Raw genomic sequence first — 26,608 nt, forward strand, 5'->3', positions numbered from 1 at the left:
TCTCATCCCGACTGGCGCTTCGCTCAGGCGAAGGTCTTGGCGAAAGCGTCGATCTCGGCCTTCAGCTTGGCGCGCAGACCGTCCGACAGCGCCTTTTCCTTGCGGATGGCATCGAGCACGTCCTTGCCCGCCGCACGCATGTGGCTGAGCAGGCCATGCTCGAACTTGCCGACCTGGTTGACCGGCAGCTTGTCGAGATAGCCGTTGACGCCGGCGAAGATCACCGCGACCTGCTCTTCCGTCTTCAGCGGCGAGAACTGCGGCTGCTTCAGGAGTTCGGTCAGGCGCGATCCGCGGTTGAGCAGGCGCTGCGTGGCGGCGTCGAGATCGGAGCCGAACTGCGCGAACGCCGCCATTTCGCGGTATTGCGCGAGCTCGCCCTTGATCGAGCCGGCAACCTGCTTCATCGCCTTGATCTGCGCGGCCGAGCCGACGCGCGACACCGACAGGCCGACGTTGACGGCCGGACGGATGCCCTGGAAGAACAGGTTGGTTTCGAGGAAGATCTGGCCGTCGGTGATCGAGATCACGTTGGTCGGGATATAGGCCGACACGTCGTTGGCCTGCGTCTCGATGATCGGCAGAGCGGTCAGCGACCCACCGCCCAGATCGTCGTTGAGCTTGGCGGCGCGCTCGAGCAGGCGCGAGTGCAGGTAGAAGACGTCGCCGGGATAGGCTTCGCGGCCCGGCGGGCGGCGCAGCAACAGCGACATCTGGCGGTAGGCGACGGCCTGCTTCGACAGATCGTCATAGCTGATCAACGCATGCATGCCGTTGTCGCGGAAATACTCGCCCATGGTGCAGCCGGCGAACGGCGCCAGGTACTGCATCGGCGCCGGGTCGGACGCGGTGGCGGCGATGATGATCGAATATTCGAGCGCGCCGCGCTCTTCCAGCACCTTGACGAACTGCGCCACGGTCGAGCGCTTCTGGCCGACGGCGACGTAGACGCAGTAGAGCTTTTCCTTCTCAGGGCCGTTGTCGTGCACCGACTTCTGGTTGAGCATCGTATCGAGGATGATGGCGGTCTTGCCGGTCTGGCGGTCGCCGATGACCAGTTCGCGCTGGCCGCGGCCGACCGGGATCAGTGCGTCGATGGCCTTGAGGCCGGTCGACATCGGCTCGTTCACCGACTTGCGCGGGATGATGCCGGGCGCCTTGACGTCGACACGCTTGCGCTCGACTGCCTTGATCGGGCCCTTGCCGTCGATCGGATTGCCGAGCGCGTCGACGACGCGGCCGAGCAGACCCGGACCGACCGGAACGTCGACGATGGCGCCGGTGCGCTTGACGATGTCGCCTTCCTTGATGTCGCGGTCGGCGCCGAAGATGACGACGCCGACATTGTCGGCTTCGAGGTTGAGCGCCATGCCGCGAGTGCCGCCGGGGAATTCGACCATTTCGCCGGCCTGGACATTGTCGAGGCCGTAAACACGGGCGATACCGTCACCGACGGACAGCACCTGTCCAACTTCGGAGACCTCGGCCTCCTTGCCGAAATTCTTGATCTGGTCTTTCAGAATTGCGGAAATTTCCGCGGCGCGGATGTCCATCAGCCGACCTCTTTCAGTGCAAGCTTGAGCGAGTTGAGTTTGGTTTTGAGCGACGTATCGATCTGGCGCGAGCCCATCTTGACCACCAGCCCGCCGAGCAGCGACGGATCGACGGTGATTGAGATGGCCACGTCCTTGCCGGCAACGCCCTTCAGCGCCGCCTTGAGTTCGTTCTGCTGGGCATCGGTCAACTCGTGCGCCGACGTCACTTCAGCAGCGGTCTCGCCACGGTGTTCGGCGGCGATCTGGCGGAACGCCCTGATCATGCCGGGGATGGCGAACAGACGGCGGTTACGGGCCACGACGCGCAGGAAATTGCCGGTGAGGCCGGTGATCCCTGCCTTGTCGGCGATCGCCGCTATGGCCTTGGCCTGGTCCTCGCTGGAAAACACCGGGCTGTTGATCAGCCGGGTAAGGTCGGCACTGCCCGCGAGCATCGCCTCGAAACTGTTGAGGTCTGCCTCGACCTTGGCGACCGAATTTGCCTGCAGGGCGAGTTCGAACAGCGAACCCGCGTAGCGTTCTGCGACACCTGAGATTGGCGATGACGATTGGGCCACGGACCGTCTTTTCTCTTGTCTGACAGGCCGCAGATTGTTGGCGCGAGCAAAAACTCTGGCTAAATCTTTGACCTTACTGCATTTTTCCAAGCACGGAGACGCGGCTTCCCCTATCCCCGGCCGAAAGTCGATTGCCGTCTAGCACAGGCATTTTAAGACCGCAATGCGTCGTTCCGCATGGTTTTCAGGCACTATTGTCGCATCCGGCAAAAGAGTCCCCTCTTCCGCCCTGGAATACCCTTGGATTCAAGGCAGAAAGCCGAAGGCGAAGGCGAGCGGCAATGCCGCCAATGCCAATTCCACCACAATGGACACCCAATTGAAAGGCGTATTAGCGCCATCCGACATCATCGACAGCAGCCGGCCGAAGGCAGTGAACAGCCAGGAGAAGCCAAGAGCCATATAGAGAAAGGGCTGTGGGCCGAGCAGGAGACAGCACAGGCCGACGCCGAGATAGAAGCCCGACATCCTGCCGCGCCCCTCGGCGATCGCCGCCACCTTCTCGGGCCTGACCTGCAAGCGAAGAATCCGGAAGGCCAGGTGGGGCGCCAGAAAAAACAAAAGCCCTTGCAGAACGGTGACGACGGCGCTCGACCACGCCAGCCATTCGCCCTGACTCGTCGGCCATGGAAGCGCAAAATCCATCTTGTCTCGACCCCCCTCACAGTAATTCCGGATGCATTGAATGTCGCCCGCGGAGGAAGTCAAGCGCACCCCCGGAAAGCCGGGGCTCGGCAAGGCCGCCTTGGGATGCCGTCGCCTGATACGAGCTTCACGCTTGGAAGCCGCGGCTCGGAAGCCGATTCGGTTGGCAGGGAAACAATTTCTTGGACAAGAGATACGCGGACAATTTCTTCGATAGTATAGATCGCTGTCTTGCGGCCGCGTAACGCAAGTATTATGCTTCGAATGTTCCTCTCGTCGACTTCTTGTTTATTTTAGAAACTTCACATGTTGTGCGATCACCTGTGAATTCTGCGCGGACGGAAGTGCGGCAGGCAGGATCTCGAAATTCGGAGACGATCATGCCGGATCTTTGTCGGACATTGCATCTGGCCAGCATTTGGATCGCAGCGACCGCCCTTGTCGGGATCGCGCAGGGTGCACGCGCGGACTGTATCGCCGAACGGCCGACGGTCATGGCTCCCGCCGATCCCTCGGTCTGCCATGAACTCGAGGCCACGATCAAGAAGCCTTCGGCGCTGTCCCTGGGCGACTACGAGAACAAGCTCAACCAGTATCTCGGCAGTTACTGTTATCGCAACGAAGCTGCCGGGTGGGTGCACGACAAAGTCGTGCGCCAGGCCGGGCCTCGCATCGCGACCCTGGTCAACGGCGCCTGGCAAGGCAAGGATTTCGGAACCCATGCGCCTGTCATGATCTGGTATTCGCCGGAGATGATGGACTGGCTTCGCAAGAATCGCTCCGCCGAAGGCGAGGTCGATCATCCGCCGCCGGTTCCCGACGGTGCCATCATGGTCAAGGAGATGTTTTCAGAACCGGCGTCGGATTGCCGGACGGTCGATCCTCTCAAACTTTTTCCAACCAGCGGCGCCGCGATCATGATCCGCGATGCCAGCGCCTCTTACGATGGCTGGTTCTGGGGCTGGTACGGCTTTGGCAGCCAGAGCGGCTGGACTCCGGATTGGCCAGCCCTGCCGGCCGACAACAACAGCCTGCCCAACATGGGTTTCGCCCAGTACTGCATGAACTGCCACGCCTCGGCGGCCGACAATCTGACTTTCGCATCGCCCAAGAACATCGCGGGCGAGCCAGGCAAGCCGCTCAACTATCTCGCTCAGGATTTCTTCAAGGGAGCGCCGGCAGAAACGTTGCACCAGACCGTCGTTTTGCCGGTCAATGCCAACCCGCGTCTTGGCCAACCGCTCTACAGTCCCAACGCCGACGTGATCGCCGCGCTGCAGGCCTATGTCCGCGAGATGCCGACCTATGAGACGGTCTCGCGGATGCCTTCCGAAACCTACGACAACACCTGGGTCGGGGCCAAGGGTCCCGATGCGTCCGATACGTTCCTGACCTCAAGCCAATGCCTGGGCTGTCATGATGCCGGCAGCACCGGGTTGCAGTTCGACATGACCAAGCCAAACCCACATGGCGATGGCTTGATTAATCTGTCTCCGCTGGCGACCTGGCGAACCTCGCCGATGGGGCTGGGAGGCCGCGACCCGATATTCTTCGCGCAGCTCGCCAGCGAAACGCAAAGCTTTCACCCCAAAATGTCCGGTGTGGTGCAGGACGTTTGCCTTGGCTGCCACGGCATCGCCGGGGAACGGCAGTTTCACATCGACGAGAAGGCGCGCTCGGGCAAATGCGAGTTGTTCACGCGCGACATGGTCGATGCGACGCCCTGGCCGGCCGACAATCCGAGTGCCGCGCACGCCAATTATGGCATGCTTGCCCGCGATGGCATCACCTGCACATCCTGTCACCGCATGGTGCTCAACAGCAAGGCCAGCGGCCCGCTCGGCGATCAGCCGCAGAACGCCTGCGTCGACGAGCGGCAGGCGCTGCTCAATCCGCACGCGACCGGCTTTGCCAAGACCTTCACCGGCAGCTTCATGGTCGGTTCGCCCGATACGCTCATCGGCCCCTTCGAGAAACCGGAAGTCGGGCCGATGCATACAGCGCTCGGCATCAAACCGGTCCACGACGCCACGATCATGAGTTCCGAGGTCTGCGGGACGTGCCACACGGTTCATTTGCCGGTTCTGCAGGGCACCAACACCCTGGCGCATATCTACGAGCAGACGACCTATCCGGAATGGGCTTTCAGTGCCTATCGAACCGGCAGCACGCCGGACGGACCGCTTCCACTGGGTGCCGGTGCCACGCCGCGCAGCTGTCAGGGTTGTCACATGCCATCGACGGAACAGGACGGATCGCCGACGACGAGCAAGATCGCCAGCATCCAGGAAAATCTCAATTTCCCGCAGACCGAGTCCAGCAACGCGCCGGATCTTTCGGTTCGCGAGGGATTTGCCCGCCACACGCTCGTCGGTCTCAACGTCTTCCTGGTCAAGATGGCGCAGCAGTTTCCCGAAGTTTTCGGCATCCGGACGCGCGATCCGATGATGGGCAAGAAGGCGCTCGATCCTCTCGTCGTCACCGAGCAGGCGATGCTGGACCAGGCCTCGCAGGCAACCGCCGCCGTGGCCGTCAGCGATCTTGCCATGACCGCCGACGCGCTAGATGCCAAGGTGACGGTGAAGAACCTGGCTGGTCACAAGTTTCCCTCCGGGGTGGGTTTCCGGCGTGCGTTCCTCACCTTCAGCGTGCTCGACCAGAATGGCGAACAGCTTTGGGTTTCCGGCCGCACAAATGCTGCCGGTGTGATCGTCGGCGCCGACGGCAAGCCGCTTGATGGTGAGCTCTGGTGGAAGGACGATTGTTCCGGCCGCCTCCATCCTGGCGAACGGCCGCATCAGCCACACTACCAGAAGATCACGCGACAGGATCAGGTTCAGATCTATCAGGAACTGGTCTCCACGCCGCCCGCCAATACGCCCAATCCGGTCTGCAATGCGCAATCCAAGCCTGAAGGCGAACTGACGACCAGCTTCCTGTCGATCTGCACGGAGGTGAAGGACAACCGGATATTGCCGGCGGGCTTCCTCCCGGTCGAAAGCCGGCTCGAAATCGCCAAGGCATTGGGGGCCGATGAGGAACTCGCCGTCGATGTCGGCGGGACCGCCGTCGAGGACGATCCCGACTACGTATCCGGCGGCAGCGACACGCTGAGCTACTCGATACCGCTTGCCGATTTGCCGAAGGGCGCACGCCCTGCCAGCATCGAGGCGGACCTCTACTACCAGGCGACGCCTCCGTCCTATCTGCAGGATCGCTTCTGCACCGCCAAGGGCCCCGACACCGATCGCCTGTATTTCCTGGCCGGGCATCTCAATCTCGCCGGCACGCAGGCAGACGGATGGAAGCTGAAAGTGGTCGGCAGCGGCACTGTCGCCATCCAGCCCTGATCTCTGACTTCCCAAGGGAAATCGCTGCGCGATTTCCTTCGAATTGCTTCAGGGCAGTATGAAGGCCACCGCCGCCTCGGCATGGATGCGCGTCGTGTCGAAGACAGGTATGTCGAAGTCCGGCTGGCCGATCAGCATGGTGATCTCGGTGCAGCCCATGATGACGCTGTCGGCAGCTTCTTCTCGCCTTAAGCGTTCGGTCTCGGCGATGTAGGCCGCTTTCGACGTTTCGGTAACGACGCCCTGGCACAGTTCCTCGTAGATGACGCGATGCACCATGTCGCGGCCGGCGGCATCGGGCACAATGGGCTGCAACCCATGTTTGTCGGCGAGCCGGCCCTTGTAGAAATCCTGTTCCATGGTGAAGCGCGTCGCCAGCAGCGCCGGGCGCTGCATGCCGGCACGCTTGACGGCAAGCGCGGTGGCGTCGGCTATGTGGATCAACGGGATCGATACCGACGCCTGCACCTGGTCGGCCAATTTGTGCATGGTGTTGGTGCACAGAAGCAGGCCCTCCGCGCCGCCCGCCTCGAGCTTGCGTGCCGCGTCAGCCAGAAGCACGCCGGCGCCGTCCCAGTCGCCATGATGTTGCCGCTCGGCGATCTCGGCAAAATCGAACGACCACAGCAGCAGTTTGGCCGAATGCAGCCCGCCGAGCCGCTCGCGCACGATCTCGTTGAGCAGACGGTAGTAGATGGCGGTCGATTCCCAGCTCATGCCGCCCAGAAGGCCAAGGGTTTTCATGTGATCTTCCTGTCTTGCCGGCTTGGAGGCAGCCTAGCGCTGGAATCGCGCCCTTACAAAAAACTCTGCGGGTCGATATCGACCTGTACCCTGACCGAGCCGCGCTGTTTCGGCCCGTTGGCCAACATGGCGCGGATGAAGCCTTGCATGTCGGCGCGCCGTTCGCCCTGGATCAGCAGGCGAAAACGGTGGCGCCCGCCGAGCAATGACAGCGGGGCCTCCGCCGGTCCCAGCACGAACAGGTCGGTCGCCTCGGGCGCGGCGCGGCGCAGGCCGCGTGCGTGGCCTTCGGCTTCGGCCCGCGTCACCGCACTGACGATGACGCCGGCGAGCCGGCCGAACGGCGGCAGGGCCGCCCGTTCGCGCTCGGCGATCTCGCGCTCGTAAAAGGCCTCGGCGTCGCCGGAGACGATCGCCCGCATCACCGGATGGTCGGGTTGAAAAGTCTGCAGCAGGCCGAGGCTCTTCTTGCCGGTTCGGCCGGCGCGGCCGGTCACCTGGCTCAGCAGCTGGAAGGTGCGCTCGGCGGCGCGCGGATCGCCATTGGCGAGGCCGAGATCGGCATCGACGACACCGACCAAAGTCATGTTGGGGAAGTTGTGACCCTTGGCGACAAGCTGCGTTCCGATGACGATGTCTGCCTCGCCATTGGCGATCGCTTCCAGCTCCAGCCGCAAACGCCGCACCCCGCCCATCAGGTCGGACGACAAGACGATGGTGCGCGCGTCCGGGAAATGCGCGACGACCTCTTCGGCAATGCGCTCGACGCCGGGTCCGCAAGCGACCAGATGGTCCAGCGTACCGCATTCCGGACAGGCTTCGGGGCGGCGTTCATTGTGCCCGCAATGATGGCAGACCAGCTGGCCGCGAAACCGGTGCTCGACCAGCCAGGCCGAGCAGACCGGGCAGCCGAAGCGATGGCCGCAGACGCGGCACAGCGTCAACGGCGCATAGCCGCGCCGGTTGAGGAACAGCAGCGATTGCTCCTTCCTTCCCAGCGTCTGGCGCATCTGGTCGAGCAGCACCGGCGACAGGAAGCCGCCACGTGCCGGCGGCGCTCGCCGCATGTCGACCGCCTTGAGATGCGGAAGGGCCGCCTCGGCAAAGCGGGCGGAAAGCACCGCCCTGTTGTAGCGGCCCTGGCTGGCATTGACACGGCTTTCGACCGATGGCGTTGCCGACGCGAGCACCACCGGGAAGCTGCCGATATGGCCGCGCACCACCGCCATGTCGCGCGCATTGTAGAAGACGCGGTCTTCCTGCTTGTAGGCGGGGTCATGCTCCTCGTCGACGACGATCAGGCCAAGCTCCCTGAACGGCAGGAACAGCGCCGAGCGCGCGCCGGCGACGACGCGCACGCCGCCTTCCGCCACTTGCCGCCAAACGCGTTCGCGCATCCGCGGCGGCAGGTCCGAATGCCACTCGCCCGGCTTGGCGCCGAACCGCTGCTGGAAGCGTTCGAGAAAGGCGTGCGTCAGCGCGATTTCCGGCAGCAGGATCAGCACCTGCTTGCCCTGGTCGAGGGCGGCCGCCACCGCTTCGAAATAAACCTCGGTCTTGCCCGACCCGGTGACGCCGTCGAGCAGCGCGACATTGAACACACCGGCCGCGACATTGGCGCGCAGCATCCGCGCCGCGTCGCTCTGGTCCGGCATCAATTCCGGCACGGCGTAGCTTGTGTCGGGCGCGGCCACCACCGGGCGCGGCGGGATCATCACCGTCTCGAACACGCCTTGCGCCCTCAGGCCGTCGATCACCGTCGACGACACGCCGGCCGCGTGTGCGAGGCCGGAGCGCGTCCAGGCAAGTCCGCCTTCGGCCGTCTCCAGCACGCGCTCTCTCGCACCCGTCATCCGGTCGGGCGTCAAGAGGGTGCGCTGCAGCCCCTCGATCCATGGTTCGGGGTCGAACGCTTCCGGCGCCCTGAGCAGCATGCGCGCCACCATGCCGGGCGGCGACAGCGTGTACTGCGCCACCCAGTCGACGAAGCGGCGCATCGCGCGGTCGATCGGCGGGCAATCGAAAACCTGTTCGATCGGGCGCAGCTTTTTCGCGTCGACCGTCTCGACCGCGCCATCCCACACGATGCCGGCGACCTGGCGCGGGCCAAGCGGCACGCGCACGATCGAGCCCGGCACCACGCGCATGCCGGCCGGCACTGCATAGGTGTAGGGGCGTTCGGCGGGCATCGGCACCAGCACGGGTGCGGCTGCGACAAAGGGCGAATCTTCGATCATGAAGCGTGACCTTGCCCCGACTTTGGTCTAGATCAAAGGGCAACGCTGAACGTGCCTTTCCCAGCACGACGAAATCGTCAGGAGACCGCCATGAAATTTTTTGTCGACACCGCAGACGTCAAGGATATCCGTGAGCTCAACGATCTGGGCCTGCTTGACGGCGTCACCACCAACCCGTCACTGATCCTGAAATCCGGCGGCAAGATCGCCGAGGTCACCAAGCAGATCTGCGACATCGTCAAGGGTCCGGTCTCGGCTGAAGTCACCGCCACCGAATATTCCGAGATGATGCAGCAGGCCAAGGTTCTGGCCAAGATCGCCGACAATGTCTGCATCAAGGTGCCGCTGACGCTCGACGGCCTGAAGGCCTGCAAGACGATCCGCACCGAGATGAACCGCCTGGTCAACGTCACGCTGTGCTTCTCGGCCAACCAGGCGCTGCTCGCGGCCAAGGCCGGTGCGTCCTTCATCTCGCCCTTCGTCGGCCGCATCGACGACATGGGCGTCGACGGCATGGAACTGATCCAGGAGATCCGGCAGATCTACGACAATTACGATTTCCAGACCGAGATCCTGGTGGCTTCGGTTCGCACCGTGAACCACGTCAAGCAGGCAGCACTGATCGGCGCCGATGTCGCCACCGTGCCGGCAGCGACGCTGAAGGCACTGGTCAAGCACCCGCTGACCGACAAGGGCCTGGAACAGTTCCTCGCCGACTGGGCAAAGACCGGCCAATCCATTGGCTGAGATGGCGATCGGCTGACATAGCGATCGGCTGAGGTCACACCGCTTCCAATAAAAAAGGCCGGGCAACCGGCCTTTTTTATTGTGCTCCCGAAGACGTCGACAAGGGCGCGCCTGCCGATCAATCGGTGCCGTCATCGTCGGGCGCGCTCATCTGCGGGCGCCGGCCCATGATGATCTCGCGTTTGCCGACATGGTTGGGTGCACCGACCAACCCTTCCTTTTCCATGCGCTCGACCAGCGATGCGGCGCGGTTGTAACCGACACCGAGGCGGCGCTGGATGTAAGACGTCGAGCACTTCTTGTCGCGCACCACGACCTTGACCGCCTCGTCATAGATGGAATCATTGTCTTCGGCTGCAACCGATCCCTTATCGAAGACCGCACCCTGATCGCCTTCGGCTTCTTCCTCATCCTCGTCGGCTGTCACCGTCTCCAGATATTCGGGGCGGCCCTGCGCCTTCAGATGCGCCACGACATGCTCGACTTCCGCGTCGGAAACAAACGGGCCATGCACGCGCGAAATGCGCCCGCCACCCATCATGTGCAGCATGTCGCCCTGGCCAAGCAGCTGTTCGGCGCCCTGTTCGCCCAGGATGGTGCGGCTGTCGATCTTGGATGTCACCTGGAAGGAAATCCGGGTCGGGAAGTTGGCCTTGATCGTGCCGGTGATGACATCGACCGAAGGGCGCTGCGTTGCCATGATCAGGTGGATGCCGGCAGCTCGGGCCATCTGCGCCAGACGCTGGATGGCGCCTTCGATCTCCTTGCCGGCAACCATCATCAGATCGGCCATCTCGTCGACGATGACGACGATATAGGGCATCGGCGCGAGGTCGATTTCCTGCTGTTCGAAGAGCGGCTCGCCGGTGCCCTTTTCGAAGCCGGCCTGCACGGTCATCACGACCGTCTCGCCCTTGTCGCGGGCGGCAGCCGCGCGCTCATTGTAGCCGTCTATGTTTCGCACGCCGAGCCGCGCCATCTTGCGATAGCGGTCCTCCATCTCGCGCACCGCCCATTTGAGCGCGGTGACCGCCTTCTTGGGGTCGGTGACGACCGGGGTCAAAAGATGCGGGATGCCGTCATAGACGGAGAGCTCCAGCATCTTGGGGTCGACCATGATCAGGCGGCACTCTTCCGGCTTCAGCCGGTAGAGCAACGACAGGATCATGGTGTTGATGGCGACCGACTTGCCGGAGCCGGTCGTGCCCGCCACAAGCAGGTGCGGCATCTTCGCCAACTCGGCGATGACAGGCTCGCCGCCGATCGTCTTGCCGAGACAGAGCGCCAGCTTGCAGCTGGTCTTGCGGAAGCCATCCGATTCGATCAGTTCCCGGAAATAGACCGTTTCGCGCATCTCGTTCGGAAGCTCGATGCCGATGACATTGCGGCCAGGCACGACGGCGACGCGCGCCGAAACCGCCGACATGGAGCGGGCGATGTCATCGGCGAGCCCGATGACACGAGAGGATTTGACACCCGGGGCCGGCTCGAACTCATAGAGCGTGACGACCGGGCCTGGGCGAACATGAATGATCTCGCCGCGCACGCCGAAATCTTCGAGCACGCTTTCCAGAAGATCGGCGTTCTGCTCAAGCCGCTCCTGCGACATGTAGAACCCCTGCCCCTCCGGTGGCTGCTGCAACAACTCTTCGGAGGGGAGCTGATAGGAGTCCCCCGCCATTGAAGGCGCGATTTTGCCGGCCAGAGGCAAGCGTGGGGACGCGGCCGCGGCCCGCACGGCGACGTCCCGTCTCGGCACGGTTGGCACGGCAACGGCATCCTTTGCCGCAGCGGGGATTGCGGCGGTCTCTGCCTGCAGAGGCGCATTGCTCGCCGGCACGTGCGGCGGGGCGACAGCTTCGTTCGAGTCGGACGGCTGGACATCAGTTAAAGGCTTCGAGGGCTGGCCCGGAAGCCATTCGATGACACGAAACAGCGAGGTGGTGTCAGCCACCATCGATGAGGTGATACCAATTCGCGCAGCGGCGGCCGGCGCAGGAGTGGCCGGGCTGGCTGGCCGGGCCTGGGACGAGACGTCGACAAGGTAGGGCGCCATGACCTCGAAGAAGGCGTGATCGGAGAGATGGGGCCAGCGCAGTGTCTCGGGGTTGGCTGTCTTGGTCGCGGCGCTGCCTGCAGGGACGGCGGCCATGCGCACGGATGCTCGTCCCGTTGCGGCCGCCGTCGGAGGTACCGACGGCACACGTCGTGCCTTGTCGTTGGCACGCCCCGGCGCAGCAGACGCTGCAGCCAGCGGCGACGTCCTTGATGCGGCCGGTTCGCTGCTGCCCTGCAACCGGGCTGCTTCCAAATTGCGGCTTTTCACCGAAACCGGCAATGCCAGCAGCGAGGGAGCAACTGGTGCCTTGTCAACGATGGGCTGTGTGACGGCCTGCTGCGTTGGGAGCGCGTCTGGAGCGCCTTGTTCGACAATAGGGTCGCTCTGCTGGCGATGCTTCTTGGTCTCGTAGTCAGGCGTGCGCGTAAAACGGACGTTGGGCGCGAGGAAGAAATATTCCTGCCAGGCAGGACTCTCGATGTCGCCGATCTTCGGGGAAGCATGGCTCGTCCCCTGGTCGACCCTCGGCTCCATATAGGGCCGCCTGCTACCGCCAAGATCAACAACCCGTGCGGAATAGCCTGTCTGGTGTATGCCGGACTGCCGGCCGTCCTGTCCCTGGTGAGTTTGGCGATCATGGCCGCCTGTCGCGGCTGAGGGAGCTTGCCGACCGGCCCTGCCACCCGCGCCCTCGAAACGCTCTACCCCGGGGTCATCGGGCGAAGTTGCCTTCAATGAATTGACCCGGGAAAAACGCTTGGATTCCATTCTCACGACTCGCTCTGAAACACCTGCCGAGCAATAGGGAGCGAGTGGTTAACAGTTGCTTCCCGGCGGCGCGATCGTCGACGATCTTGGGACAGCATGTCATCGTACCGGTCGCAACCAGCGACCCGTTGTCAGGCAGCACTCACGCCAGCGCAATCTGATTGCGGGAACCACAAGGCGTGAGGTAGGCCACCTCCACGGAATCTCGGGCGGACTGACTTTGTGCGCGTGATCAACGTCACCATTGCCCGCCCGCATTTTGAGGCGGGGAGCGTTCGAAACGATGATGCGCTAGCCGGCCGTCTTGCCGTACTTGACTAGGTCCTGAGCGATGGACAACTGCAGCGCTTCGGCCAGTTCGCGCGCGGCACGGTTCTCGGCGTCGATCTGCGCCCGGTATGCGGCGAATTCCTGACGCGGCCTGTCGAAGGACGAGGTGATCGAGCGCCTCCCGGACGCGATCTTTGCCCCGGTCTTGGCATCGCTCAGCGTGTAGTTGGCGGTCAGCGTCACGGAACCAGCGGTCGGCTCGTCTTCGTCGGTTCCGACCTGCACGAGTGCCGCGGATTCGACGGCTTCGCCCACGCCGAGAAAGAGCGAATAGGCCGGCGAGGCCGGTTCGCCAGCGCCTCGTCCAAATCCGAAGATCAAATTGTTGCGCACCTGCTGCCCGAAACGCGTGTTGACCGGCTTGATGCCGATCGACGCCAGTTCGGAATTGGCACTGCCAGTCGAGCTGGTCGACAACGGCTCGCTCGAATAGAGCGGCCGCACCGTGCAGGCCGAGGCCAGCGCAAGCGAGCCGAGCAGGCCGGCAAGCGCCACGCGGCGCAGCAAACGGCCCAGCTCTGTCTTTTCCCGATCAGGCAACGACATTGACGATCCTCTGCGGCACGATGATCACCTTGCGCGGAGCCTTACCTTCGAGTGCTTTCTGCACGAAGTCGAGAGACAGTACCGCTTTTTCGACCGCACCTTGGTCCGCGTCGCGGGCAATTGTCAAATCCCCCCGCTTCTTGCCGTTGACCTGTACCGGATAGGTAACTTCGTTGTCGACGACCAGTGCCGGATCGAAGACCGGCCACGGCCGTTCGGCGACCAGATCGGTGCCGCCGAGCGTCTCCCAGCACTCCTCGGCCAGATGCGGCATGACCGGCGCGATCAGATGCACGAGTATCTCCACGGCCTGCCGGCAAGCGCCTTTCAGCGCCGCATCGGCCTTGCCTTCGGCCACATCGTTGAGCGGCGTGGTCAGCGCATTGGCCAGTTCGTAGATGCGGGCGATGGCGCGGTTGAAGGCGAGCTTTTCGATATCCTCGCCGACCGCCTTCAGGATCTTGTGCGCCGCCTTGGAGACGGCTGCCGCCTCGCCGCCATTGGCCGCCACCGGCTCGACGCCCGCCAGCGTCTCGCCGGCCGTCGACACCAGGCGCCAGATGCGCTGGATGAAGCGATGCGCGCCGGCGGCGCCATCGTCGGTCCATTCGACATCGCGCTCGGGCGGCGAATCCGACAGCATGAACCAGCGCGCCGTGTCGGCGCCGTAGCCGTCGGTGATGTCTTCCGGGCTCACCGTGTTCTTCTTCGACTTCGACATCTTTTCGAGCGGGCCGATCGTCACCGCCTCGCCAGTGGCGATGTCGATGGCGCGTCGTTTGCCGTCGACGTCCTCCAGCCGCACTTCCGTAGGCGCCAGCCAGCGACCATTCGATGCCGAGCCGACGCGATAGGTTTCGTGCACCACCATGCCTTGCGTGAACAGGCCCTTGAACGGCTCGGCCAGATCGACATGGCCGGTCTCGCGCATGGCGCGGGTGAAGAAGCGCGAATAGAGCAGATGCAGGATCGCGTGCTCGATGCCGCCAATATACTGGTCGACCGCCAGCCACTCATTGGCTGCCTTGGGATCGGTCGGCTCATACGCCCTGGGCGCCGTGAAGCGTGCGAAATACCACGACGAATCGACGAACGTGTCCATCGTGTCGGTTTCACGACGCGCATCCTTGCCGCATTGCGGGCATTTGACATGGCGCCAGGTCGGATGGCGGTCGAGCGGATTGCCCGGCCGGTCGAAATCGACATCGTCGGGCAGCCTGACCGGCAGGTCGGCCTTCGGCACCGGCACCACGCCGCAATCCTCGCAATGGATCATCGGGATCGGGCAGCCCCAGTAGCGCTGGCGCGAAATGCCCCAGTCGCGCAGGCGGAAATTCACCTTGCGCTCAGCCATCGGCCGGTTGCCGATGGTCTTCTGCTCCAGCAGTTTCGCGACCTCGTCGAACGCCTGATCCGGCTTCATGCCGTCGAGGAAGCGCGAATTGATCATCACGCCGTCGCCGACATAGGCTTCATCGATGATCTGGAAGCTGCCTGGATTCTCGCCTTCCGGCATCACCACCGGGATCACCGGCAGGCCGTATTTGTTGGCGAAGTCGAGGTCGCGCTGGTCGCCGGACGGACAGCCGAAGATGGCGCCGGTGCCGTATTCCATCAGCACGAAATTGGCGACATAGACCGGCAGCGTCCAGCTGTCGTCAAACGGATGAACGACGCGGATGCCGGTGTCGAAGCCCTTCTTCTCAGCCGTCTCCAGCGCCGCCACCGAAGTCCCCATATGGCGGACCTCGTCGATGAACTTGGCCAGCGCCGGATTGGTCTCGGCAGCCTTCCTGGCCAGCGGATGATCAGCGGCGACAGCCATGAAAGAGGCGCCGAAAATGGTGTCGGGCCTTGTCGTATAGACTTCCAGCTCATGCTCGCCGCCGATGGCGTCGGCCAGCGGCCAGCGAATCAGCAGGCCCTCGGAGCGGCCGATCCAGTTCTGCTGCATCAGCTTCACTTTTTCCGGCCATTCGGTGAGGCCGTCGAGCGAATCCAGCAGGTCCTGCGCGAAATCGGTGATCCTGAAGAACCACTGCGTCAGTTCGCGCTGTTCGACCAGCGCCCCCGAACGCCAGCCGCGTCCGTCGATGACCTGCTCGTTGGCGAGCACGGTCATGTCCTCCGGGTCCCAATTGACCTTGGAGGATTTGCGCGTCACCAGGCCCTTCTCGACAAAATCGAGGAACAGCATCTGCTGGCGATGGTAGTAGTCGACATCGCAGGTGGCGAATTCGCGCGCCCAGTCCAGCGACAGGCCCATGACCTTGAGCTGCTCGCGCATGGTGGCGATGTTCTGGTAGGTCCATTCCTTGGGATGGACCTTGTTCTGCATCGCCGCGTTCTCGGCCGGCATGCCGAAGGCGTCCCAGCCCATCGGGTGCAGCACGTTGAAGCCCTTGGCCCGCTTGTAGCGCGCCACCACGTCACCCATCGTGTAGTTGCGGGTGTGGCCGATATGGATGCGCCCCGACGGATAGGGGAACATTTCCAGCACGTAGTATTTCGGGCGCGGATCGTCATTGTGCGCCTCGAAAAGCTTCCTGGCGTCCCAGGCCTTCTGCCATTTGGGCTCTGACGCGCGCGGATTGTATCGTTCGGTTGCCATGGGACGTTTTTCACTTAAAAGCATGCGGACTGCGGGCGACAGCTCGGCAGTTCATTGGATATGGTCCGGGTGTTCACCATGGTTTGGCAAACCCGTCAACCATATGGGTCTCGCGTCGGTCAAAAACGCGGATCAAAACAGCGGGATTTGCATATGGGTGACGCCGTTCAGCAGTTTTTCGCGGTCAAGGCCAAGATCGCCGCCGCCGAGCGCGACGCCGGCCGCGATCCTGGCGCGGTGACTCTGGTCGCGGTTTCCAAGACCTTTGACGCCGCGGACATAAGCCCGGTCATCGAGGCCGGCCAGCACGTCTTCGGCGAAAACCGCGTGCAGGAGGCGCAAGGCAAATGGCCGGCGCTGAAGGAGGCTTTTGCCGACATCGAGCTGCATCTGATCGGTCCGCTGCAGTCGAACAAGGCAAAGGAGGCGGTGGCGCTGTTCGATGTCATCGAGACGGTCGATCGCGACAAGATCGCCGTCGAACTCGTCAGGGAGATCGCCAGGCAGGGCCGCGCGCCGAAGCTCTATGTCCAGGTCAACACCGGCTCCGAGCCGCAGAAGGCCGGCATCGAACCGCGCGATGCGGTCGCCTTCGTCACCCGCTGCCGTGGTGTCCACGGCCTCGCCATCGAAGGCCTGATGTGCATTCCGCCGGCCGACGAGAACCCAGGTCCTCACTTCGCCTTGCTGGAGAAGCTTGCGCATGAGGCCGGCGTCGCCAAACTGTCGATGGGCATGTCTGGCGACTACGAGACGGCGGTCGCCTTCGGCGCCACCAGCGTCCGGGTCGGATCGGCGATCTTCGGCAGCCGCTGACACCGCGGACTTTAGGCCAATCAGGCAGCCTCGTTGTGCCAACACTGGAAACGAAACGTATCGTTCCTATTTGCTTGGTGTCATCACCATTCTCCTGGAGCCTCCACTATGCGTTACAACCAGCTTGGAAATACGGGGATGTTCGTCTCCGAACTCTGCCTCGGCACCATGACCTTCGGCGCCGCCGGCGAAAACGCCCAATGGGGCCTGATCGCCAGCCTCGACCAGAAGGGCGTCAACGAGATCGTTGCGCGCTCGCTCGCCGCCGGCGTCAATTTCTTCGATACGGCCGACGTCTACTCGTTTGGCGAGTCTGAGCGGCTGCTCGGCCAGTCGCTGAGGGATCTCGGCGTCGACAGGCAGAAAGTGGTCATCGCCACCAAGGTGCATGGCGCCATGGGTGACGGTCCTAACCAGCGTGGCTCGTCACGCGGCCACATCATGGACTCGGTCGATGCCAGCCTCGAGAGGCTTCAGCTCGACCATATCGACCTCTATCAGTTGCACGGCACCGACATGGTGACGCCGATCGACGAGACGCTGCGGGCGCTCGACGATCTGGTTGCCAGCGGCAAGGTCCGCTATGTCGGCGTTTCCAACTGGCAGGCCTGGCGCATCGCCAAGGCGCTCGGCATCGCCGACCGCAAGGGCTTTGCCCGTTTCGAGACCATCCAGTCCTATTATTCGATCGCCGGACGCGATCTCGAGCGCGAAATCGTGCCGCTCATCAATGAGGAAAAGCTTGGCCTGATGGTATGGTCGCCGATGGCCGGAGGTCTGCTGTCCGGCAAATACGGCCCCGGCGCGCCCGGCAATGGCGAGGGACGTCGTGCCTCCCTCAACTTTCCGCCGGTCAACGAGGAGCGCGCCTGGGGGGCCGTCGCCGTCATGCGCGAGATCGCTGGGAAGCACGATGTGAGCGTTGCCACGGTGGCGCTCGGCTATGTCCTGGCCAAGCCCTTCGTGATGAGCGTCATCATCGGCGCCAGCCGCATGGAGCAGCTCGAACAGAACCTTGCCGCCACCCAGTTGAAGCTCGACGCCGACGATCTTGTCCGTCTCGATGAGGTCAGCGCCCTGCCGGCCGAATATCCCGGCTGGATGGTGGAGCGCCAGGCCGCCGGCCGCCGCCCGGCTCCGTTCACGCCGAAAGCATAGCCGCCGCCAGCACAGACATCTCGGGAGCCCACGAACTCCCGAGAGCCGTCTCTCCTCAGGTCAGCCGTACGCTCTCTCCCAGAAAATCCAGAAAGGTCCGCACCCGCGCCGGCAGATGCCGGCCCTGGCCGACATAGACGGCGTGGGTGACCTCCTCGTCGCCCGGATTGAAATCCTCGAGCAACCGCACCAGCCGGCCGGCCCCGATATCGGCTGCCACGTGCCAGCGCGCCAGCCGGGCAATGCCCGCGCCCGCCAGCGCCATCAGCCGCATTGCCTCGCCGTCGCTGACCAGCGTGTTGCCGGTGATCGGAACCATGATGGCGTTGCCGGCCGCATCGAGGAATGGCCAGCCGTCGAGATGCCGCACGAAACCGAACCCCAGGCGGTTGTGCCTGTCGAGATCGGCCGGTGTTAGAGGCGTGCCATGCGTCCGGAGGTAGGAAGGTGCTGCAACGACCGCTACCGGGCTTTGCCCGAGCTTGCGCGCCACCAGCCGTGATTCGCCGAGCGGCCCGGCGCGGATGGCGACATCGGCGCGTTCTGCCATCAGGTCGATGACACTGTCGGTCAGCACCAGATCGACCGAGATCTCGGGGTAACGTTCAAGGAAGCGTGGCAGGAGCGGGATCAGCCGGTGCACCCCGAAGGGAACGTAGGAGTTGACGCGCAGCCGTCCGCGTGGCGCCGCCCCTGCCGCGGCTTCCTGCTCGGCCGCCGCCATGTCGGCCAGGATGCGCAGGCCGCTGTCGTAGAACGCGGTGCCTTCCGGTGTCAGTTGCAGTTTTCGCGTCGAACGGCTGACCAGCCGCGCGCCAAGCCGAGCTTCCAGCCGCGCGATCAGCTTGCTGACCGCCGACGGCGTCATGCGCAACGCGCGTGCCGCGGAAGAGAAACTACCTTCCTCGACGACGCGCACGAACACTTCGATCTCGCCGGAGCGATTGATATCAGGCCTGGCCATTTGTGAATCTATTTCACAGAAAATGTGCCCGGCGCAAGTCTGGTTCACAATGCATGGCGACACGATCTTTCGGGTCGGGGCGCGGGACGGCGCTCATCCTCATCGAAGTGGAAATCGCCATGCCTCTTGCTCTTTACGCCCTCGCCGCCGGCGCCTTCGGCATTGGCGTCACCGAATTCGTCATCATGGGTTTGCTGCTCGACGTCAGCAAGGATCTCGGCGTCTCGATCTCGGCCGCCGGCCAGCTCATTTCGGGCTATGCGCTCGGCGTCGTCATCGGCGCGCCCTTGCTGACCATCGCCACCGGCAACTGGCCGCGCAAGACCGTGCTTCTGGCGCTGATGGCGATCTTCACGCTTGGCAATCTCGCCTGTGCGCTAGCGCCCGACTATTGGACGCTGATGGGCGCCCGCGTCATCACCGCCTTTGCCCATGGCACCTTCTTCGGTGTCGGTTCGGTGGTCGCCACCGGGCTGGTCGCGCCCAACAAGAAGGCCTCGGCGATCGCACTGATGTTCACCGGCCTGACCATCGCCAACATCCTCGGCGTGCCCTTCGGCACCTGGCTCGGCCAGGCCTTTGGCTGGCGGGCGACCTTCTGGGCGGTAACCGTGGTTGGCCTGGCGGCCTTCGCCGTCATCTTGGCTCTGGTGCCACGCAGCCAGACGGCGCCCGAAAAGAGCGACCTGCGCGCCGACCTCGCCGTGCTGCGCCGCACGCCCGTGCTGCTCGGCCTCGCCACCACCGTGCTCGGCTATGCCGGCGTCTTCGCCGTCTTCACCTACATTGCTCCGTTGCTGACGCAGATCAGCGGTTTTGGCGAAGCCGCCGTGTCGCCAATCCTGCTCGTCTTCGGCGGCGGTCTCATCGCCGGCAATCTCGCCGGCGGCAAGGTCGCCGATCGCTGGCTGGTGCCGGCCGTGCTGGGCAGCCTCGTGGTGCTGGCCCTGGTGCTCGCAACCATGACCTTCGCCATCCACAGCCAGGTAATGGCCGTGATCTATGTCGGCCTGCTGGGTGCCGCCGCTTTCGGCACCGTGGCGCCGCTGCAGATGTGGGTGCTGGAAAAGGCGCAAGGTGCGGGCCAAAGCCTTGCCTCTTCCTTCAACATCGCCGCCTTCAATCTTGGCAACGCCGCCGGCGCCTGGCTTGGCGGCGCGGTGATCGCCCAGGGCCTCGGCTTGGGTTCGCTCACCTGGATCGCCGCCCTGCTGCCACTCACCGCACTCGCCCTGGCGGGACTGGCACTGCGCCGCGATCGCAGCCCTACGATCGGCGAGCCTGTCTCCGTCCGCTCTTAACGCTGGCAAACCGGATCACTTCTCTACATCCCCTTCCTCACCATCAGGAGCCACGAAAATGGACTATCGACGTCTCGGTGCATCGGGCCTGAAAGTGCCCGCACTCTCATTTGGCGCGGGAACCTTTGGCGGCTCTGGCCCGCTGTTCGGCGCCTGGGGCAACAGCGACGCAAGGGAGGCGCGGCGGCTGGTCGACATCTGCCTCGAAGCCGGCGTCAATCTGTTCGACACCGCCGACGTCTACTCGAACGGCGCGTCGGAAGAAGTGCTTGGCGAAGCGATAAAGGGCCGCCGCGATGCCGTGCTGATCTCGACCAAGACCTCGCTGCCGATGGGCGACGGCCCGGCCGACTACGGCTCGTCGCGTTCGCGACTGATCAAATCCGTGGACGACGCGCTGCGGCGGCTCGGCACCGATTACATCGACCTGCTGCAGCTGCATGCATTCGATGCCGGCACGCCGATCGAGGAGGTTCTGTCGACGCTGGACGAGCTGGTGCGTTCCGGCAAGCTTCGCTATGTCGGCGTCTCCAACTTCTCCGGCTGGCAAGTGATGAAGTCGCTGGCGCAAGCCGACAGGCACGGCTACCCGCGCTATGTCGCGCACCAAGTCTACTATTCGCTGGTTGGCCGCGACTACGAGTGGGAGCTGATGCCGCTTGGCCTCGACCAGGGCGTCGGCGCGCTGGTGTGGAGCCCGCTCGGCTGGGGCCGCCTGACCGGCAAGATCCGCCGGGGAGCAAAACTGCCGGACAAGAGCCGGCTGCACGACACCGCAAGCTTCGGCCCACCGGTCGAGGACGAGCATCTCTACCGGGTCATGGATGCCCTCGACGCAGTGGCCGAAGAAACCGGCAGGACAGTACCGCAGATCGCCATCAACTGGCTGCTGCAGCGCCCGACCGTATCCTCGGTCATCATCGGCGCCCGCAACGAAGAGCAGCTGCGCCAAAATCTCGGCGCCATCGGCTGGACCTTGACGCCGGAGCAGATCGGGAAACTCGACGCGGCCAGCGAAGTCACCGCACCCTACCCATATTTCCCCTATCACCGCCAGGAAGGTTTCGCCCGGCTGAACCCGCCGGCGGTTTAACACATCAACCGTTCGGGATCGGGGTGTGTCGAGATTCAGGTCAGGCCGAGTCGAGAATGGTGGCTTCCGAGAACCGGAGCGGAGCGTACTTAAAGTACGTGAGCACCGGAAGCGCAGGAAACCGCCATTCGCAGGCCGGCCTCACCTGAATATCGGCACACCCTAATGCAGCACGAACTCGCCATCGACTTTACGCCATTCGTTCGGCGCGATCAGCTTCTGATGCGTGTAGACAACCGAATGCAGGGGGCCGTCGAGCCTCGTCTTCCAGAATTCGATGAACCGGATCAGCACCGGAAACTTCGGAGCGATGTCGTAGTCCTGCCAGATGTAGCTCTGCAGCAGATGCGGATGATCGGGAAAATGGTAAAGAATCTTGGCCGTGGTCAGGCCATATCCCCTAAGCATCAGGTCCATTTCGGAATGGTCGTGCATTGCAGTCCCCCTTGGACGGTCCCTTGGTTGAGTCTCCGTTCCTCCCAACGCTGGATTGTGCGCGCCGTTGCTTAACTGTCTATTGATTTTTCCTGATCAAGAACGGGTTTTCCGCGCGAAAACATGCAGTTAGCAGCGGCATCGCCTGAGTGCTGACAGTCGGCGCAAGTCTGTCTGCGGCATCCCGCCGCGCAAACCCAATGTCTAATATTGCCGTAACGGAGGAACTGGTAATAATGCCGCCGAATTCGCGGCCGCGTCGCCGCGATCCCGCCGGCGTTTCAAGCCGGCGGATTGGTTCGGGAGGAAAGTGAAGAATGTCCGAGGTTCATGTCCATCGCGTCCAGCCGGCGTGGAAGAAAAACGCACTGATCGACAATGACACCTACCTGAAATGGTATGCCGACAGCGTCAAGAACCCGGACAAATTCTGGGGCAAGCATGGCAAGCGCATCGACTGGTTCAAGCCCTTCAGCAAGGTCAAGAACACCTCCTTCGATGGCAAGGTCTCGATCAAGTGGTTCGAGGATGGCCTAACCAACGTCTCGTACAACTGCATCGACCGCCACCTGACGAAGCGCGGCGACCAGACAGCCATCATCTGGGAAGGTGACAATCCCTACGACGACAAGAAGATCACCTACAACGAGCTTTACGAGCATGTCTGCCGGCTCGCCAATGTGATGAAGAAGCACGGCGTCAAGAAGGGCGACCGCGTCACCATCTACATGCCGATGATCCCGGAAGCGGCGTATGCGATGCTTGCCTGCACGCGCATCGGCGCCATCCACTCGATCGTCTTCGGCGGCTTTTCGCCCGACGCGCTGGCCGGCCGCATCGTCGACTGCGAATCGACCTTCGTCATCACCGCCGACGAAGGCCTGCGCGGCGGCAAGGCCATCCCGCTGAAGGAGAACACCGACAAGGCGATCGATATCGCCGCCAAGAATTTCGTCATGGTCAACAAGGTTGTCGTCGTGCGCCGCACTGGCGGCAAGGTCGGCTGGGCGCCGGGCCGCGACGTCTGGTACCACGACGAAGTCGCTTCGGTGAAAGCCGAATGCAAGCCTGAGAAGATGAAGGCCGAGGATCCGCTGTTCATCCTCTACACCTCGGGCTCGACCGGCAAGCCGAAGGGCGTGCTGCACACCACCGCCGGCTATCTCGTCTATGCCTCGATGACGCACCAATATGTCTTCGATTACCATGACGGCGACATCTACTGGTGCACCGCCGATGTCGGCTGGGTCACCGGCCACAGCTACATCGTCTACGGGCCGCTCGCCAACGGCGCCACCACGCTGATGTTCGAAGGCGTGCCGAACTATCCGTCGCAGTCCCGCTTCTGGGAAGTCATCGACAAGCACAAGGTCAACATCTTCTACACCGCGCCGACGGCATTGCGCGCGCTGATGGGCGCCGGCGATGCGCATGTCACCCGGACATCGCGCAAGTCACTGCGCGTGCTGGGTTCGGTCGGCGAACCGATCAATCCGGAAGCCTGGGAGTGGTATTTCAACGTCGTCGGCAACGGCAAGGTGCCGATCGTCGACACCTGGTGGCAGACCGAGACCGGCGGCATCCTGATCACCCCGCTGCCCGGCGCCACCGACCTCAAGGCAGGTTCGGCGACGCGGCCTTTCTTCGGCGTCGAGCCGCAGCTGGTCGACGGCGAGGGCAAGGTGCTGGAGGGCGCGGCCGACGGCAATCTGTGCATCACCGATTCCTGGCCGGGCCAGATGCGCACCGTCTATGGCGACCACGAGCGCTTCGTGCAGACCTATTTCTCGACCTACAAGGGCAAGTACTTCACCGGCGACGGCTGCCGCCGCGATGCCGACGGCTATTACTGGATCACCGGCCGCGTCGACGACGTCATCAATGTCTCCGGCCACCGCATGGGCACGGCGGAAGTCGAATCCGCGCTGGTCAGCCACGACAAGGTTTCGGAAGCGGCCGTCGTCGGCTACCCCCACGACATCAAGGGCCAGGGCATCTACTGCTACGTCACGCTGATGGCCGGCGAGCAGCCGGGCGAGGAATTGCGCAAGGAGTTGATCGCCCATGTCCGCAAGGAGATCGGCGCCATCGCTTCGCCCGACAAGATCCAGTTTTCGCCAGGCCTGCCCAAGACGCGCTCGGGCAAGATCATGCGCCGCATCCTGCGCAAGATCGCCGAGGACGATTTTTCGGCACTCGGCGACACCTCGACACTCGCCGATCCGGCCGTCGTCGAGGACCTGATCGCCAACCGGCAGAACAAGAAAAGCTGATGCAATCGACAGTCGCGGTGGGTTCGGTCACCGAGCTTTGGCGCTACCCGGCGAGTTCACTCGCCGGCGAACGCCTGGACGCGATTTTGGTGGATCAGGAAAGCATCGACGGCGACCGCATGTTCGGTCTCGTCGATGCCACCGACAACGAAATCGCGCGGCCCGACCGCGATGCGAAATGGCACAAAGTGCCGCGCATCAAGACCCGGTTGTCGCCAACCGGCGAACTGGAGGTTGCCATTCCGGACGGCGACTGGCTGGCGGCACCGGGAGCCGAAAGCGATCGCGCCGTTTCCGCCTATCTCGGCTTCGCGGCCTCGATCCGGCCGTTTCGGAGGGAACACATGGCGCCCGGCTATTCCGGACCGTTGACCGCCGAGCGTTACCGCAAGGCCCCGATCCACCTTTTGACCACGGCTTCGCTGGCACGGCTGAAGGCGTTGCACCCCGAAGGCGTCCCCGATCCGTGCCGCTTCCGCCCCAACATCGTCGTCGACATGGCGCCCATCGAAGGATCGTTCCCGGAGACGGAATGGATCGGCCGCAAGCTGGCGATCGGCGATCTATTGCTGACCATCTCCGAGCCCTGCCGCCGCTGCGGCTTCACCATCATTGCCCAGGATGGTTTCGACCACGACCCGGCCATCCTGCGCAATCTGGTCCGCTACAACGCACACAATCTCGGCGTCTACTGCACGGTCGATCGACCGGCCCGCGTCGAAATCGGCGCTGCGATGCGATTCGTCTGATCACCGGTAGAGATCCGCTCGCGTCGGCGGCAAGCCGCTCAAGCCCCGCACACGCTTGATGACGACGGTCTGGAAAATCTGCGCCGAGGCGCGTTCGAAGGTGATCGAACAGCCCGTCAGGTAAAGCAGCCACAGGCGCGCCTTGGCTTCGCCGACCTCGGCGATCGCCTCATCGAACCTTGCGTGCAGACGTTCCGCCCACAGCCTGCAGGTGCGGGCATAGTGCTCGCGCAGGTTTTCGACGTCGTGGACGAGAAATCCATGCGCCTCGAGATTGCCGAGCGTCATGCCTATGGTGTCGACCTCACCGCCGGGAAATATGTATTTGATCAGCGCCTTGTATTCCGCGCCCTTGCGCAGCGTCTTCTTCGCGCTGCCCTTGCCGCGCCGGGTGATTGCGTGGTGCAAGTAGATGCCGCCTGGCTTGAGCAAGCGATGGATGGTCGAGAAATAGGTGCCGTGGTTGGCGAGGCCGACGGCCTCGAACATGCCGATCGACGAGATCTTGTCGTAGCTGCCGCTCAGTTCCGTATAGGATTTTATGTCGATGGTGATCCGATCATCGAGACCCTCGGCGTGGATGCGCTCGCGTGCCAGTCGGGTCTGCTCCTCCGACAACGAGACCCCATGGCCGATGGCGCCATAGTGCTTGGCGGCATGGATCAGCATTGCGCCCCAGCCGCAGCCGATGTCGAGCAGCCGGTCGCCGGGTTTCAGCCTGAGTTTGCGGCAGATATGGTCGAGCTTGTCTTGCTGCGCCTGGTCGATGCCGTTGGCGAAATCGGTGAAATAGGCGCAGGTGTAGACCATGCGTTCATCGAGGAAGAGCCGGTAGAACGCGTTCGAAATGTCGTAGTGATGCTCGATCGCCTGCTTGTTCGAACCGCTGACGAAGGGGTTGCGGCCGGCAAGATCGGCCCGGCGCGTCATCTGCTTTCGCGAGAACAGGACGGCGGGCAGATCGCGCAGGATCGCCAGCTTCGGCAATGCCTTCAACCTCAGCTTGCCCTGTGAGGGCAAGGCGTAGAGATCGAACAGCGACCCGTCCTCCACGTCGATCGTCTTGGAAATCCACATCTCGAGCAGTGTCGAAAAATTTGGCCGGCGCGCCAGTTGCCAGACGATGTCCTGGTCGTTGATGGCCAGCACCGGGCCGTCGGCGGGACCGATCCGCTCGCCGGTCCACAATCTGACGGCAAAGCCCGGCTTCAGCGTTTCAACAACCGTTCGAACGATCCGCGCGGCCTTGTCGGTGGCGTCCATGCTTCCTCCCCGAAGCCAGAGCGCCAATGTTGTCCGTTTGCCCCCGGATCGCAAGCCACCCCGTCTGGCAGCCCATCTGGCCAGCCTGTCGGGCCAGCATGTCCGGAAAGACACACACCCGGCTTTTTGAGGGTGACGCCTTGCCATTTGCCAAATCAGACCCCATCATCTCTGTGTGTTCAACAAATCGAAAGGAGGTGATCCGATGTCGAGTGATTTCGTTTTCCAGAACGTGGCCTCAGCGGATTGCACTTTCGGGAAGCAGACTTCCCGTTAAGGCGCGAGATGCGCGGTAGGTGACCTCACGGGTCACCGCCATTGGCCGCGCCACGGACGGAAACACGGAAGGCCGCCGGCTTCGAAAGAAGCGGCGGCCTTTTCCTTTTGGACCAATAACCCGCAGAAC

General features: G+C 63.4%; 19 protein-coding genes. 8 read left to right on the forward strand and 11 right to left on the reverse strand.

Annotated features, from left to right (window positions below; translation table 11 throughout):
- Positions 1-23: 23 nt before the first annotated feature.
- The 3 genes from atpA to AC1D2G_RS00625 all read right to left on the reverse strand — a co-directional run bounded on the left by atpA (position 24) and on the right by AC1D2G_RS00625 (position 2,758).
- Complete coding sequence (gene atpA / locus AC1D2G_RS00615) at positions 24-1,553, reverse strand: F0F1 ATP synthase subunit alpha (protein ID WP_457153764.1); 1,530 nt, start codon at positions 1,551-1,553, stop codon at positions 24-26.
- Positions 1,553-2,113, reverse strand: coding sequence for a F0F1 ATP synthase subunit delta (locus AC1D2G_RS00620; RefSeq protein WP_477411534.1), 561 nt, complete (start codon positions 2,111-2,113; stop codon positions 1,553-1,555). The genes atpA and AC1D2G_RS00620 overlap by 1 nt, the downstream gene beginning before the upstream one ends.
- Positions 2,114-2,359: 246 nt before the next feature.
- Positions 2,360-2,758 carry an AGROH133_08824 family phage infection protein gene (locus AC1D2G_RS00625; RefSeq protein ID WP_477227634.1) on the reverse strand — a complete coding sequence of 133 codons (399 nt, stop codon included), beginning with the start codon at positions 2,756-2,758 and terminating at the stop codon, positions 2,360-2,362.
- Between the two features lie 380 nt (positions 2,759-3,138).
- On the opposite strand from AC1D2G_RS00625, the gene AC1D2G_RS00630 reads away from it, so the two are divergent.
- A complete protein-coding gene (locus AC1D2G_RS00630) occupies positions 3,139-6,108 on the forward strand; it encodes a hypothetical protein (RefSeq protein ID WP_477411535.1) in 2,970 nt (989 codons plus the stop codon).
- A gap of 48 nt (positions 6,109-6,156) precedes the next feature.
- On the opposite strand, the gene AC1D2G_RS00635 is transcribed toward AC1D2G_RS00630, so the two are convergent.
- Both AC1D2G_RS00635 and AC1D2G_RS00640 read right to left on the reverse strand, forming a co-directional pair.
- Positions 6,157-6,852, reverse strand: coding sequence for an aspartate/glutamate racemase family protein (locus AC1D2G_RS00635; RefSeq protein ID WP_477411536.1), 696 nt, complete (start codon positions 6,850-6,852; stop codon positions 6,157-6,159).
- Between the two features lie 53 nt (positions 6,853-6,905).
- Positions 6,906-9,089: a primosomal protein N' gene (locus tag AC1D2G_RS00640; RefSeq protein WP_477411537.1), complete on the reverse strand. Its 2,184-nt coding sequence runs from the start codon at positions 9,087-9,089 to the stop codon at positions 6,906-6,908.
- A gap of 90 nt (positions 9,090-9,179) precedes the next feature.
- On the opposite strand from AC1D2G_RS00640, the gene fsa reads away from it, so the two are divergent.
- Positions 9,180-9,836: a fructose-6-phosphate aldolase gene (fsa, locus tag AC1D2G_RS00645; protein ID WP_095084171.1), complete on the forward strand. Its 657-nt coding sequence runs from the start codon at positions 9,180-9,182 to the stop codon at positions 9,834-9,836.
- Positions 9,837-9,954: 118 nt separating this feature from the next.
- Here fsa and AC1D2G_RS00650 read toward each other — a convergent pair whose 3' ends face one another.
- From AC1D2G_RS00650 to leuS, 3 genes are all read right to left on the reverse strand, one after another.
- Entirely contained in the window at positions 9,955-12,663 is a 2,709-nt protein-coding gene (locus tag AC1D2G_RS00650; protein WP_477411538.1) for a DNA translocase FtsK, read from the reverse strand.
- Positions 12,664-12,954: 291 nt separating this feature from the next.
- Positions 12,955-13,539 (reverse strand): LPS assembly lipoprotein LptE, encoded by a 585-nt coding sequence (gene lptE, locus AC1D2G_RS00655; protein WP_477411539.1) that lies wholly within the window; start codon positions 13,537-13,539, stop codon positions 12,955-12,957.
- Positions 13,526-16,150, reverse strand: a complete 2,625-nt coding sequence (leuS, locus tag AC1D2G_RS00660; protein WP_477411540.1) for a leucine--tRNA ligase — start codon at positions 16,148-16,150, stop codon at positions 13,526-13,528. The genes lptE and leuS overlap by 14 nt, the downstream gene beginning before the upstream one ends.
- Before the next feature lie 153 nt (positions 16,151-16,303).
- Between leuS and AC1D2G_RS00665 the strand changes: the two genes are divergently transcribed.
- Both AC1D2G_RS00665 and AC1D2G_RS00670 read left to right on the forward strand, forming a co-directional pair.
- On the forward strand, positions 16,304-16,966 hold the full coding sequence (locus tag AC1D2G_RS00665; protein WP_477411541.1) for a YggS family pyridoxal phosphate-dependent enzyme: 663 nt from the start codon (positions 16,304-16,306) through the stop codon (positions 16,964-16,966).
- 108 nt (positions 16,967-17,074) lie between these two features.
- Positions 17,075-18,124 (forward strand): aldo/keto reductase, encoded by a 1,050-nt coding sequence (locus tag AC1D2G_RS00670; protein ID WP_477227626.1) that lies wholly within the window; start codon positions 17,075-17,077, stop codon positions 18,122-18,124.
- Between the two features lie 55 nt (positions 18,125-18,179).
- Here AC1D2G_RS00670 and AC1D2G_RS00675 read toward each other — a convergent pair whose 3' ends face one another.
- Positions 18,180-19,088: a LysR family transcriptional regulator gene (locus tag AC1D2G_RS00675; RefSeq protein WP_477411542.1), complete on the reverse strand. Its 909-nt coding sequence runs from the start codon at positions 19,086-19,088 to the stop codon at positions 18,180-18,182.
- 119 nt (positions 19,089-19,207) lie between these two features.
- On the opposite strand from AC1D2G_RS00675, the gene AC1D2G_RS00680 reads away from it, so the two are divergent.
- A complete protein-coding gene (locus tag AC1D2G_RS00680; protein ID WP_477411543.1) occupies positions 19,208-20,389 on the forward strand; it encodes an MFS transporter in 1,182 nt (393 codons plus the stop codon).
- Between the two features lie 58 nt (positions 20,390-20,447).
- Complete coding sequence (locus AC1D2G_RS00685) at positions 20,448-21,482, forward strand: aldo/keto reductase (protein ID WP_477411544.1); 1,035 nt, start codon at positions 20,448-20,450, stop codon at positions 21,480-21,482.
- Between the two features lie 162 nt (positions 21,483-21,644).
- Here the strand turns inward: AC1D2G_RS00685 and AC1D2G_RS00690 are convergent, their stop codons facing one another.
- Positions 21,645-21,917, reverse strand: coding sequence for an usg protein (locus tag AC1D2G_RS00690; RefSeq protein ID WP_457150557.1), 273 nt, complete (start codon positions 21,915-21,917; stop codon positions 21,645-21,647).
- Between the two features lie 317 nt (positions 21,918-22,234).
- Here AC1D2G_RS00690 and acs point away from each other — a divergent pair, with 317 nt between their 5' ends.
- Together acs and AC1D2G_RS00700 are read left to right on the forward strand one after the other, a co-directional pair.
- On the forward strand, positions 22,235-24,190 hold the full coding sequence (acs, locus tag AC1D2G_RS00695) for an acetate--CoA ligase (protein WP_477411545.1): 1,956 nt from the start codon (positions 22,235-22,237) through the stop codon (positions 24,188-24,190).
- On the forward strand, positions 24,190-24,939 hold the full coding sequence (locus AC1D2G_RS00700; RefSeq protein WP_477411546.1) for an MOSC domain-containing protein: 750 nt from the start codon (positions 24,190-24,192) through the stop codon (positions 24,937-24,939). The genes acs and AC1D2G_RS00700 overlap by 1 nt, the downstream gene beginning before the upstream one ends.
- On the opposite strand, the gene AC1D2G_RS00705 is transcribed toward AC1D2G_RS00700, so the two are convergent.
- The gene (locus tag AC1D2G_RS00705) at positions 24,940-26,202 is read right to left on the reverse strand and encodes a class I SAM-dependent methyltransferase (RefSeq protein ID WP_477411547.1); all 1,263 of its coding nucleotides are present in this window, start codon (positions 26,200-26,202) and stop codon (positions 24,940-24,942) included. It abuts the gene before it with no gap.
- Positions 26,203-26,608: the final 406 nt, after the last annotated feature.

It is taken from the genome of Mesorhizobium sp. P2_C7, assembly GCF_056404515.1.

Coding starts and splice junctions, on each gene's coding strand:
- atpA (WP_457153764.1), bottom strand. CDS start 1,553: ATGGACATCCGCGCCGCGGAAATTTCCGCAATTCTGAAAGACCAGATC.
- AC1D2G_RS00625 (WP_477227634.1), bottom strand. CDS start 2,758: ATGGATTTTGCGCTTCCATGGCCGACGAGTCAGGGCGAATGGCTGGCG.
- AC1D2G_RS00630 (WP_477411535.1), top strand. CDS start 3,139: ATGCCGGATCTTTGTCGGACATTGCATCTGGCCAGCATTTGGATCGCA.
- AC1D2G_RS00635 (WP_477411536.1), bottom strand. CDS start 6,852: ATGAAAACCCTTGGCCTTCTGGGCGGCATGAGCTGGGAATCGACCGCC.
- AC1D2G_RS00640 (WP_477411537.1), bottom strand. CDS start 9,089: ATGATCGAAGATTCGCCCTTTGTCGCAGCCGCACCCGTGCTGGTGCCG.
- fsa (WP_095084171.1), top strand. CDS start 9,180: ATGAAATTTTTTGTCGACACCGCAGACGTCAAGGATATCCGTGAGCTC.
- AC1D2G_RS00650 (WP_477411538.1), bottom strand. CDS start 12,663: ATGGAATCCAAGCGTTTTTCCCGGGTCAATTCATTGAAGGCAACTTCG.
- lptE (WP_477411539.1), bottom strand. CDS start 13,539: ATGTCGTTGCCTGATCGGGAAAAGACAGAGCTGGGCCGTTTGCTGCGC.
- leuS (WP_477411540.1), bottom strand. CDS start 16,150: ATGGCAACCGAACGATACAATCCGCGCGCGTCAGAGCCCAAATGGCAG.
- AC1D2G_RS00665 (WP_477411541.1), top strand. CDS start 16,304: ATGGGTGACGCCGTTCAGCAGTTTTTCGCGGTCAAGGCCAAGATCGCC.
- AC1D2G_RS00670 (WP_477227626.1), top strand. CDS start 17,075: ATGCGTTACAACCAGCTTGGAAATACGGGGATGTTCGTCTCCGAACTC.
- AC1D2G_RS00675 (WP_477411542.1), bottom strand. CDS start 19,088: ATGGCCAGGCCTGATATCAATCGCTCCGGCGAGATCGAAGTGTTCGTG.
- AC1D2G_RS00680 (WP_477411543.1), top strand. CDS start 19,208: ATGCCTCTTGCTCTTTACGCCCTCGCCGCCGGCGCCTTCGGCATTGGC.
- AC1D2G_RS00685 (WP_477411544.1), top strand. CDS start 20,448: ATGGACTATCGACGTCTCGGTGCATCGGGCCTGAAAGTGCCCGCACTC.
- AC1D2G_RS00690 (WP_457150557.1), bottom strand. CDS start 21,917: ATGCACGACCATTCCGAAATGGACCTGATGCTTAGGGGATATGGCCTG.
- acs (WP_477411545.1), top strand. CDS start 22,235: ATGTCCGAGGTTCATGTCCATCGCGTCCAGCCGGCGTGGAAGAAAAAC.
- AC1D2G_RS00700 (WP_477411546.1), top strand. CDS start 24,190: ATGCAATCGACAGTCGCGGTGGGTTCGGTCACCGAGCTTTGGCGCTAC.
- AC1D2G_RS00705 (WP_477411547.1), bottom strand. CDS start 26,202: ATGGACGCCACCGACAAGGCCGCGCGGATCGTTCGAACGGTTGTTGAA.